The following is an 11,682-nucleotide window of genomic DNA, read 5'->3' on the forward strand; positions in this document are numbered from 1 at the left end:
CACTCGGTCCGGCCCACGCCACCACCCCGCCCGTGCCGCGCACCTACGGGTGCGTCGGCGGACGCACCCGTGCACGCGCTCCGGCGCGCGCCCGTGGCCGCGCTCGGGGGCGCGTCCGCCCGCGCCTCCGCGGGCGGATGAACGGTACGCAACGGGAGAATGGCTCCAACCACGGCCAAAGAATGGCATAGCGGAGCGGTGACCGGTAGCCGGACCGGCGGCGGCCCACTCTTCCGAGCTGCGGATCGAGGCTCTGTTCGGTCGGCCCGCACCGGCCCCGGCAGGACCTCAGCAGGCCCGGCCGCGGCCTCAGTTGGCCCGCAGCCCCTGGAGCAGGATGCGGAGCAGCCGGTCCGCCGGAGCGTCGTACGGTTGAGCGGCGCCGAGTTGACCGGTACCGGGTTGACCAGCACCGGGTTGACCAGCGCCGACCTGGCCGGTGCCGTACGGGCTGCCGCCGAGGGCGCCGCTGCCGCCCGGCTGGCCGCCGTTCGACGGACCGGTCGGCTGTTCGTGCTCGCCGGCCCGGGCCTGCGCCACGTGCACCGGCACCGCCGCGGTGAGCACCAGCACCACATCGGCCACCGTCACCCCGGCCCGCAACTCACCGGCCGCCGCCGCCCGGGCGACCAGCGCCGCCAGCAGGTGCAGCAGCAGCCGCGGATCGGCGTCGTCCGTGACGGCCTCGGCCGGGCCGAACCGCCCGCGCTCGCCGGGACCACCCGAGCCGAACGCCCCTGCGCCGTAGCCCGGCCCGCGCCGGGCCGGCTCATTGAAGGATCCCCGCTCCCCGAAGGATCCCCGCTCCCCGAAGGATCCCCGCTCCCCGAAGGATCCCCGATCCCCGAAGGAGCCGCGTTCACCCTGGACGGTCCGTTCGCCGAGCCCCTGCTCGGTGAACCTCCGGTCCCCGTACAGCCGTTCGCCGTACCCTCGTTCGCCGTCCGGTGTGGCCCGGCCGCCCGGCAGTCCGGCCGCCAGGGCCAGGTCCGCCTGCTGCTCCGCCAGCCGCTGCTCGGGCACCGCGCCGTCCGCGGCCGTGCCCAGCTGCTCCGCGTACCGGAAGGCCGAGGGCGGGAGTAAGCGTCCGGCACCGGAGGCCGCGGCCCGGGCCAGGTAGTCCGCCAGCGCCTCCCACGGGCCGGCGTTGCTGTACAGCGAGTCGCGGGCCTGGGCGGTCAGCCAGGCCACCTCCTCGGCGGCGATCCGCTGGACCAGCACCTCCTTGCTCGGGAAGCGCCGGTACACGGTGCCGACACCGACCCCGGCCCGCCGGGCGACCTCCTCCATCGGCGCGTCGTAGCCGAGTTCGCCGAACACCTGCCGGGCCGCCCGCAGCACGCTCTCCAGATTGCGCCGCGCGTCCACCCGCAGTCGCGCGGGCACCGCGGCCGGCTCGGCGGCCGCTGCGGCCGTCACCGCCGCACCGGCCGCAGCCGTCGCCGTGGAGTCGTACACCGGGCCGTCCACCGGCCCGCGCTGCTCGGGCACCACCCTGTGCGCCGTGGCCGCCTCCGGCAAGCCGGGCACCGTGTCGGGCGCTCCGAGCACCTGGTCCTGATCAGTCATCCCCAAACCTCCCCCGCAGGGGCCCGCTGCGGGCACCCCTGCCTGGCCACTTCGCACCCCCCGGTGCGCGGTGCTCCCGCCCAGTCCAGGGCGGACTTCCGTGGACCAACCTTCCCCGGTTCGCCCGGGCGCAGTCGGAAACTGCCGCAGGCCGACGCCGGACCGTTCGGCCCCGGCGCACAATCCGACCATAGTTCAAGGAAGTTCGCGGCAGAAGTGGGCGGAAAGCTACCCCGGCCAGGCCCGAAACCGGCCCTCACCACCGCATCTCGGACCACCCGGGGTGCCCGACCGCACGTTCGAGAGCGGCCGATCCGGTCCGCCCTGTGGACAAGACCCGACCCGACAGGGCGTCATGGTCCGGTGAATCAGGTCACATCGGCAGGGGGTGCCCCATCAAGGTACTGATCGTCGGCGGCGGCTGCGCGGGCATGGCCACCGCCCTCCGCCTCCAACAGACCCTGCGCACCCGGCTGCGCGAAGGCCGCGCCGAGATCACCGTGGTCGAGCCGCAGCCGTACCTCACCTACCACCCGCTGCTCGCCGAGGTGGCGGCCGGCTCGATCGACCCCCGGCACGTGGTCGTCCCGCTCCGCAAGGTGCTTCCCGACTGCCTGGTGCTCACCGCCCGGGTCACCCGGATCGACCACGCCAACCGCCAGGTCTGGATCGACGCCGCCGCGAGCGGGGAGCCCGAGGCGGTCTCGCTGCTCGGCTACGACCTGCTGGTGATCGCCCCCGGCTCGGTCTCCCGGATCGACCCGGTGCCGGGCCTGGCCGAGCACGGCCTCGGCTTCGCCACCGTCGGCGAGGCCGTGAGCCTGCGCAACCACGTGCTCGAACAGCTCGACCTCGCCTCCTCCACCCGCGACCCGGAGCTGCGCCAGGCCGCCCTCACCTTCGTCTTCGTCGGCGCGGGCTACGCGGGAGTCGGCGCGCTCGCCGAGCTGGAGGACATGACCCGGTACGCGGCCAAGGGCTACCACAACCTCGGCGCCGAGGACCTGCGCTGGGTGCTGGTCGAGGCCACCGACCGGATCCTCCCGGACGAATCCCCCGAGCTCGCCGCGCACACCCTGACCGAACTGCGCGAGCGGAACGTGGACGTCCGCCTGGAGACCCGACTCGAATCCGCCCTCGGCCGGGTGGTGGCGCTCTCCGACGGCAGCCGCTTCGCCGCCCGCACCCTGGTCTGGACGGCCGGCGTCCGGCCCGCCCCGCTGCTCCGCGACACCGACCTCCCGCTCGACCCGACCGGCCGGGTGCGCTGCCTGCCCACCCTCCAGGTCTGCACCCCGGACGGCACCCCGCTGGACGGGGTCTGGGCGGCGGGCGACTGCGCGGCCGTCCCGGACCCGGGCACCCCGGAGACCCCCACCACCCCCGGCAGCCTCTGCGCGCCCAACGCCCAGCACGCCCTCGCCCAGGCCAGGCTGCTCGCCGACAACCTCACCGCCGTACTGGCCGGCGGCACCCCCGTGCCCTACCTCCCCGACCGGCTCGAATGCTCCACCTCCCTCGGTCTGCGCCGCGCCGTCGCCCACACCAGGCGCGGCGGCCAGCTCACCGGCCGCCGTGCCTGGTGGCTGCACCGGGCCCGCCACCTGCGCCGGCTGCCCAGCGCCGAACGCCGGGTCCGGGTGCTCACCGACTGGCTGCTCGGCGGACTCTTCAAGCGCGAAGTGGTCTCGCTCGGGGCCGTCGAACACCCCCGCTCGGAGTTCGAAGCCGGTTTCCCGCCACACTGACCCTGCACTGACCCCACGACTGAGGAGCCCGCGCGCGGGCCCGCCGACCCACGGGGGACACACGCCGTACCGGATGGACGACTTCCGGAACGACGCCGAGCCTGACAGGATCAGCCCGACCGGATCATCACTGCACGTGCCAAGATGCACACAAGGTGTGATTGAACACCTACCCAATCGACCGAGGAAGCGGCCGTCGTTGAACCTCATCCGCTGGAGCGCCCGGCTCACCGGAGCCGCGTGGCGCGCCGCTCCCCCTGCCGCCGCCTCCGGCGAGCCGGTCACCCTGCCGGCCCCGCGCGACCCGAGCAGCGCCCACGCGCTGCTCGACCTGCGTGAGATCCACGAGCTCTACGACCTCCGCGACGTGCTCGGCCGCCTCCCCGCCCCGGTCGCCGTCACCTACGGCCCGATGCACCAGCTCGGCTACGCCAACCGCGCCTACCGCGAACTCTTCGGCGAGCGCCCCACCGGCCTGCCCGCCGCCGAGGCGCTGCCCGAGCTCACCACCCTCGGCGTGCTGCCCCTGCTCGACCAGGTGCTCCGCAGCGGCCGACCGCGCAGCGTCAAGGCCCGGTGCATCCTCGGCCTCAACGGCAGCCGCTACTACAACGTGGCCTGCGTCCCGCTGGGCCCCGAGAGCGGCCCCCACCCGCGCCACCCGCACACCGACCCGCCGGGCATCCTCATCTACGCCTCCGAGGTCACCGATCAGGTCCAGGCCGCCACCCGCCTGCGCGAGGCCGAGCGCCGCCAGCGCGAGGCCGCCGTCACCCTCCAGCGCAGCCTCCTCCCGCAGAAGCTCGAGCAGCCCGGTGACCTCCGGGTGGCCGCCACCTACCAGCCCGGTGGCGCCGACGCCGCCGTGGGCGGCGACTGGTACGACGTGATCGGCCTCGGCGGCGGCCGGACGGCCCTGGTGATCGGCGACGTGATGGGCCGCGGCATGCGCGCCGCCGCCGTGATGGGCCAGCTCCGCACCGCCGTCCGCGCCTACGCCCGCCTCGATCTCCCCCCGCACGAGGTGCTGCGCCTGCTCGACGGCCTCGCCATGGAGATCGACGCCAACCAGATCGCCACCTGCACCTACGCCATCTGGGACCCGACCCCCGGCACCCTGGTCTACGCCTCGGCCGGCCACCTCCCCCTCCTCCTCCGCACCCCCGACGGCACCGTCCTGCGCGGCGAGGAACTCAACGGCCCCCCGCTCGGCACCGGCAGCGGCGGCCACCTCTCCCACACCCTCCGCCTCCTCCCCGGCACCACCGGCGTCCTCTACACCGACGGCCTGGTCGAACGCCGGGACGAGGACATCGACCAAGGGCTCGACCAACTCGCCCACACCCTCGCCGGCGCCCCCGGCGAGCCCGAAGTGGTCTGCGCCCGCCTGCTCCGAGCCATGGGCGTGACCGCCGACCACGACGACGACGTGGCCGTCCTGGCCTTCCACCTCCCCGGTGACCAGCCCGTTCCCACCGAGGCCGAGGCGTGCCTTGACTCGGCCGCGCTGGAGGTCTAATGTTCTCCGAGTTGCCTGACAGGGAGCACCGGACGCGCGGTCTGCACGGACGGTCCCGGGGCAGCCAATCCCCTTGAACCACCACTTCCGCTCGGCGGAGTCGTGTCTTCTGACATGCCTCGGCTTGAATTGTCGTGTGCGTTTATCGGATTGCGGTCGGATTCGCCTTTCGGAGCGGGGATCGGCTAAGGTTTGAAACGTCGGACGGGCCGTCAGGTCGCAGACCGGCAGAGAAAACCGAGTGGAAAGCGGAGCGGAAATCATCTGCTAAGCTGGAAACACGAAAGAACGAAACGAACGAAGCCCGGAGAGCTTGCGAGAGCGGCTTGAAGGAAGCGTCCGTTCCTTGAGAACTCAACAGCGTGCCAAAAGTCAACGCCAGATATGTTGACATCCCCGGCCTTGGTCCTTCGGGATCGGGGTTGGAGATTCCTTTAGTAACAAAACACAGCGAGGACGCAGTGCGCGGGGCCACCCTATTCCGGTGGTTGCCGTGCCGCTCAACGCGAGTGTCTCTCCCGATTACGGGAAAACATTCACGGAGAGTTTGATCCTGGCTCAGGACGAACGCTGGCGGCGTGCTTAACACATGCAAGTCGAACGATGAAGCTCTTCGGAGTGGATTAGTGGCGAACGGGTGAGTAACACGTGGGAAATCTGCCCTGCACTCTGGGACAAGCCTTGGAAACGAGGTCTAATACCGGATATGACCTTCCTCCGCATGGGGGTTGGTGGAAAGCTCCGGCGGTGCAGGATGATCCCGCGGCCTATCAGCTTGTTGGTGGGGTAACGGCCCACCAAGGCGACGACGGGTAGCCGGCCTGAGAGGGCGACCGGCCACACTGGGACTGAGACACGGCCCAGACTCCTACGGGAGGCAGCAGTGGGGAATATTGCACAATGGGCGAAAGCCTGATGCAGCGACGCCGCGTGAGGGATGACGGCCTTCGGGTTGTAAACCTCTTTCAGCAGGGAAGAAGCGCAAGTGACGGTACCTGCAGAAGAAGCACCGGCTAACTACGTGCCAGCAGCCGCGGTAATACGTAGGGTGCGAGCGTTGTCCGGAATTATTGGGCGTAAAGAGCTCGTAGGCGGCCTGTCGCGTCGGATGTGAAAGCCCGGGGCTTAACCCCGGGTCTGCATTCGATACGGGCAGGCTAGAGTGTGGTAGGGGAGATCGGAATTCCTGGTGTAGCGGTGAAATGCGCAGATATCAGGAGGAACACCGGTGGCGAAGGCGGATCTCTGGGCCATTACTGACGCTGAGGAGCGAAAGCGTGGGGAGCGAACAGGATTAGATACCCTGGTAGTCCACGCCGTAAACGTTGGGAACTAGGTGTTGGCGACATTCCACGTCGTCGGTGCCGCAGCTAACGCATTAAGTTCCCCGCCTGGGGAGTACGGCCGCAAGGCTAAAACTCAAAGGAATTGACGGGGGCCCGCACAAGCAGCGGAGCATGTGGCTTAATTCGACGCAACGCGAAGAACCTTACCAAGGCTTGACATATACCGGAAACGGCTAGAGATAGTCGCCCCCTTGTGGTCGGTATACAGGTGGTGCATGGTTGTCGTCAGCTCGTGTCGTGAGATGTTGGGTTAAGTCCCGCAACGAGCGCAACCCTTGTTCTGTGTTGCCAGCATGCCTTTCGGGGTGATGGGGACTCACAGGAGACTGCCGGGGTCAACTCGGAGGAAGGTGGGGACGACGTCAAATCATCATGCCCCTTATGTCTTGGGCTGCACACGTGCTACAATGGTCGGTACAAAGGGCTGCGATGCCGCGAGGCGGAGCGAATCCCAAAAAGCCGGCCTCAGTTCGGATTGGGGTCTGCAACTCGACCCCATGAAGTTGGAGTTGCTAGTAATCGCAGATCAGCATGCTGCGGTGAATACGTTCCCGGGCCTTGTACACACCGCCCGTCACGTCACGAAAGTCGGTAACACCCGAAGCCGGTGGCCTAACCCTTGGGAGGGAGCCGTCGAAGGTGGGACCAGCGATTGGGACGAAGTCGTAACAAGGTAGCCGTACCGGAAGGTGCGGCTGGATCACCTCCTTTCTAAGGAGCACACAGCAGCTCGGAGCGAATGTCTTCGAGTGCTAGCTCATGGGTGGAACGTTGACTATTCGGCACACTGGGTGATGGTTCGTTAGTACTGCTTCGGCGTGGAAAGCGTATCCAGAGTCTGGTGGGTCGGGCACGTTGTTGGGTCCTGAGGGAACGGCTTGATGTCGTTGCTTCAGTGATCGCCGGTCTCACTTGAGAGCCGCCTTGTGCGGGTCGAGGGTGGGGGACTGGTCGTTGTTTGAGAACTGCACAGTGGACGCGAGCATCTGTGGCCAAGTTTTTAAGGGCGCACGGTGGATGCCTTGGCACCAGGAACCGATGAAGGACGTGGGAGGCCGCGATAGTCCCCGGGGAGTCGTCAACCAGGCTTTGATCCGGGGGTTTCCGAATGGGGGAACCCGGCAGTCGTCATGGGCTGTCACCCGCACCTGAACACATAGGGTGTGTGGAGGGAACGAGGGGAAGTGAAACATCTCAGTACCCTCAGGAAGAGAAAACAACCGTGATTCCGGGAGTAGTGGCGAGCGAAACCGGATGAGGCTAAACCTTGAGCGTGTGAGACCCGGCAGGGGTTGCGCTCAAGGGGTCGTGGGAAAGTTCTTCAGCTGTCTGCCGGCAGTTGGGCGAGTCAGAAACCGTATGGATAGTCGAAGGACATGCGAAAGGTCCGGCGTAGAGGGTAAGACCCCCGTAGATGAAATCTGTACGGCTCGCTTGAGCTTCTCCCAAGTAGCACGGGGCCCGAGAAATCCCGTGTGAATCTGGCGGGACCACCCGCTAAGCCTAAATATTCCCTGGTGACCGATAGCGGATAGTACCGTGAGGGAATGGTGAAAAGTACCGCGGGAGCGGAGTGAAATAGTACCTGAAACCGTGTGCCTACAAGCCGTGGGAGCGTCGGACATGCAGCTTGCTGTGTGTCTCGTGACTGCGTGCCTTTTGAAGAATGAGCCTGCGAGTTTGCGGTGTGTAGCGAGGTTAACCCGTGTGGGGTAGCCGTAGCGAAAGCGAGTCCGAATAGGGCGGTTGAGTTGCACGCCCAAGACCCGAAGCGGAGTGATCTAGCCATGGGCAGGTTGAAGCGCGGGTAAGACCGTGTGGAGGACCGAACCCACCAGGGTTGAAAACCTGGGGGATGACCTGTGGTTAGGGGTGAAAGGCCAATCAAACTCCGTGATAGCTGGTTCTCCCCGAAATGCATTTAGGTGCAGCGTCACGTGTTTCTTGCCGGAGGTAGAGCACTGGATAGGCGATGGGCCTCACCGGGTTACTGACCTTAGCCAAACTCCGAATGCCGGTAAGTGAGAGCGTGGCAGTGAGACTGTGGGGGATAAGCTCCATGGTCGAGAGGGAAACAGCCCAGAACACCGACTAAGGTCCCTAAGCGTGTGCTAAGTGGGAAAGGATGTGGAGTCGCAGAGACAACCAGGAGGTTGGCTTAGAAGCAGCCACCCTTGAAAGAGTGCGTAATAGCTCACTGGTCAAGTGATTCCGCGCCGACAATGTAGCGGGGCTCAAGCACACCACCGAAGTCGTGTCATTACAGCAATACTCCCAACGGGGGCTGTGATGGGTAGGGGAGCGTCGTGTGCCGGGTGAAGCAGCGGAGGAATCCAGTTGTGGACGGTTCACGAGTGAGAATGCAGGCATGAGTAGCGATACAAGAGTGGGAAACTCTTGCGCCGATTGACCAAGGGTTCCTGGGTCAAGCTGATCTGCCCAGGGTAAGTCGGGACCTAAGGCGAGGCCGACAGGCGTAGTCGATGGACAACGGGTTGATATTCCCGTACCCGCTTTGAAGCGCCAACGGCGAACCTCTGAATGCTAAAGCCGTGAAGCCGGCCCGGAGTCTTCGGACGATGGGACGTGGTGGAGCCGCTGACCCAACAGGGTAGTAGCTGAGCGATGGGGTGACGCAGGAAGGTAGTCCAGCCCGGGCGGTGGTTGTCCCGGGGTAAGGGTGTAGGGCGTTGTGTAGGCAAATCCGCACAACAATAGCCTGAGACCTGATGCCGAGCCGATTGTGGTGAAGTGGATGATCCTATGCTGTCGAGAAAAGCCTCTAGCGAGTTTCATGGCGGCCCGTACCCCAAACCGACTCAGGTGGTCAGGTAGAGAATACCGAGGCGTTCGGGTGAACTATGGTTAAGGAACTCGGCAAAATGCCCCCGTAACTTCGGGAGAAGGGGGGCCGGAACTGGTGATCGGATTTACTCCGTGAGCTGGGGCCGGCCGCAGAGACCAGCGAGAAGCGACTGTTTACTAAAAACACAGGTCCGTGCGAAGCCGTAAGGCGATGTATACGGACTGACGCCTGCCCGGTGCTGGAACGTTAAGGGGACCGGTTAGTCGTGATTCGTCACGGCGAAGCTGAGAACTTAAGCGCCAGTAAACGGCGGTGGTAACTATAACCATCCTAAGGTAGCGAAATTCCTTGTCGGGTAAGTTCCGACCTGCACGAATGGCGTAACGACTTCTCGACTGTCTCAACCATAGGCCCGGTGAAATTGCATTACGAGTAAAGATGCTCGTTTCGCGCAGCAGGACGGAAAGACCCCGGGACCTTTACTATAGCTTGATATTGGTGTTCGGTTCGGCTTGTGTAGGATAGGTGGGAGACTGTGAAGCCGTGACGCCAGTCATGGTGGAGTCATCGTTGAAATACCACTCTGGTCGTGCTGGATGTCTAACCTGGGTCCGTGATCCGGATCAGGGACAGTGTCTGGTGGGTAGTTTAACTGGGGCGGTTGCCTCCTAAAGAGTAACGGAGGCGCCCAAAGGTTCCCTCAGCCTGGTTGGCAATCAGGTGTTGAGTGTAAGTGCACAAGGGAGCTTGACTGTGAGACCGACGGGTCGAGCAGGTGCGAAAGCAGGGACTAGTGATCCGGCGGTGGCTTGTGGAAGCGCCGTCGCTCAACGGATAAAAGGTACCCCGGGGATAACAGGCTGATCTTCCCCAAGAGTCCATATCGACGGGATGGTTTGGCACCTCGATGTCGGCTCGTCGCATCCTGGGGCTGGAGTAGGTCCCAAGGGTTGGGCTGTTCGCCCATTAAAGCGGTACGCGAGCTGGGTTTAGAACGTCGTGAGACAGTTCGGTCCCTATCCGCTGTGCGCGTAGGAATATTGAGAAGGGCTGTCCCTAGTACGAGAGGACCGGGACGGACGAACCTCTGGTGTGCCAGTTGTCCTGCCAAGGGCATGGCTGGTTGGCTACGTTCGGGAGGGATAACCGCTGAAAGCATCTAAGCGGGAAGCCTGCTTCGAGATGAATGTTCCCACCTCCTTGAGAGGGTAAGGCTCCCAGTAGACGACTGGGTTGATAGGCCGGATGTGGAAGCCCAGTAATGGGTGGAGCTGACCGGTACTAATAGGCCGAGGGCTTGTCCTCAGTTGCTCGCGTCCACTGTGTTGTTCTGAAACAACGACCCCATGCTCATGGAGAGTGTGGTGCGGTCGGATAGTTTCATAGTGTTTCGGTGGTCATAGCGTGAGGGAAACGCCCGGTTACATTCCGAACCCGGAAGCTAAGCCTCACAGCGCCGATGGTACTGCAGGGGGGACCCTGTGGGAGAGTAGGACGCCGCCGAACAATCATTGTGGAGAAGCCTCATCCGGGAGACCGGATGGGGCTTCTTTGCGTTTCAGCTGACAAATACGTCAGGTCATTCCGCCACCGGGCGCTGACTCGGCGTAAGGTCGTGCCATGACTGCTTCTCACGCCGGCCAGCAGCCGCAGCCCCGTCGCTCCCGTTCGGTGAACCTCGGTGAGGTCGAGAGCCTGGTGGTCACCTCGCCCGTGCTCTCCGAAGGGGAGTCGCAGGCGGCCGCCGAGATCCTCGGGCTGGCTGCGGTGTCGGACGGCCGGCAGGCGGTTTCGGAGCAGGGGCGGCTGCGGTTGAAGGCTTCGGAGCCCCGGGTCGGGATCGTTCACCTGTTGCAGTCGGCGGTGAGCGGGCGGCAAGGGAGCCAGCGGGCCGATGTCGGGTACGCGCAGCTGGAGTCGCCGGGGGCGGGGAAGGCCGGGACGGCCGAGCTGGCGGTGGCGCCGGGGCGCCGGGGGGAGGGCTTCGGGCGGGAGCTGGTCGAGGCGGTGCTGGCTGCGGCGGCGGAGGCCGAGCCGGGTGGGGCGGTGGAGTTCTGGGCGCACGGTGGGCACCCGGCGGCGCGGCACCTGGCGCAGACGTACGGCGCCCAGCTGGTCCGGGAGCTGCGGCAGATGCGGCGGCCCTCGACGCCGGCCGGGGTGGCGGAGGAGTTGCCGCGGCTGCCCGAGGGCGTGACGGTGCGGGCCTTCCGGCCGGACCGGGACGGGGCGGAGTGGCTGCGGCTCAACGCGCTGGCCTTCGCGCACCACCCGGAGCAGGGGGCCTGGACGGAGCAGGACCTGGCGGACCGGGTGGCCGAGCCCTGGTTCGATCCGGAGGGCTTCTTCCTCGCGGTCCGCGGGGAGGGTGCGGCGGAGCGCGTGGTGGGCTTCCACTGGACGAAGGTGCATCCGGAGGGGCTGGGCGAGGTCTACGTGGTCGGGGTCGACCCGGCGGAGCAGGGCAACGGGCTGGGGCGGGCGCTGACGGCGATCGGGCTGCGCTACCTGGCGCAGGAGCGCAAGCAGGAGACCGTGATGCTCTACGTGGACGCCGACAACGCGGCGGCCGTGCGGGTGTACGAGCGGCTCGGGTTCACCGTGCACGAAATCGACCTGATGTACCGGGTGGCCGGCGAGCGCCCGGGGGCCTGAGCTGCCGCGGTGACGGGTCCACGGGGGTGACCGACTCAG

3 protein-coding genes, 3 rRNA genes and 1 pseudogene are annotated in these 11,682 nt (G+C 66.4%); 6 read left to right on the forward strand and 1 reads right to left on the reverse strand.

The window, feature by feature from the left end; genetic code table 11:
* Positions 1–309 precede the first annotated feature (309 nt).
* Entirely contained in the window at positions 310–1,569 is a 1,260-nt protein-coding gene (locus tag CFP65_RS42540) for a TetR/AcrR family transcriptional regulator (RefSeq protein ID WP_371682442.1), read from the reverse strand.
* 431 nt (positions 1,570–2,000) lie between these two features.
* Here CFP65_RS42540 and CFP65_RS21635 point away from each other — a divergent pair, with 431 nt between their 5' ends.
* From CFP65_RS21635 to mshD, 6 genes and pseudogenes are all read left to right on the forward strand, one after another.
* A complete protein-coding gene (locus tag CFP65_RS21635) occupies positions 2,001–3,317 on the forward strand; it encodes an NAD(P)/FAD-dependent oxidoreductase (RefSeq protein ID WP_104817738.1) in 1,317 nt (438 codons plus the stop codon).
* Positions 3,318–3,516: 199 nt separating this feature from the next.
* A pseudogene (locus tag CFP65_RS21640) lies at positions 3,517–4,773 on the forward strand (PP2C family protein-serine/threonine phosphatase); the annotation flags it as partial.
* A gap of 598 nt (positions 4,774–5,371) precedes the next feature.
* A 16S ribosomal RNA gene (locus CFP65_RS21650) occupies positions 5,372–6,893 on the forward strand.
* A gap of 279 nt (positions 6,894–7,172) precedes the next feature.
* Positions 7,173–10,293 (forward strand): 23S ribosomal RNA (locus CFP65_RS21655).
* 84 nt (positions 10,294–10,377) lie between these two features.
* A 5S ribosomal RNA gene (gene rrf, locus CFP65_RS21660) occupies positions 10,378–10,494 on the forward strand.
* Together the 16S, 23S and 5S rRNA genes form the textbook arrangement of a ribosomal RNA operon.
* A gap of 114 nt (positions 10,495–10,608) precedes the next feature.
* The gene (gene mshD, locus CFP65_RS21665; RefSeq protein ID WP_104817741.1) at positions 10,609–11,643 is read left to right on the forward strand and encodes a mycothiol synthase; all 1,035 of its coding nucleotides are present in this window, start codon (positions 10,609–10,611) and stop codon (positions 11,641–11,643) included.
* The last annotated feature ends 39 nt before the right edge of the window (positions 11,644–11,682 follow it).

The sequence above is a fragment of the Kitasatospora sp. MMS16-BH015 genome, assembly GCF_002943525.1.
Taxonomy (GTDB): domain Bacteria; phylum Actinomycetota; class Actinomycetes; order Streptomycetales; family Streptomycetaceae; genus Kitasatospora.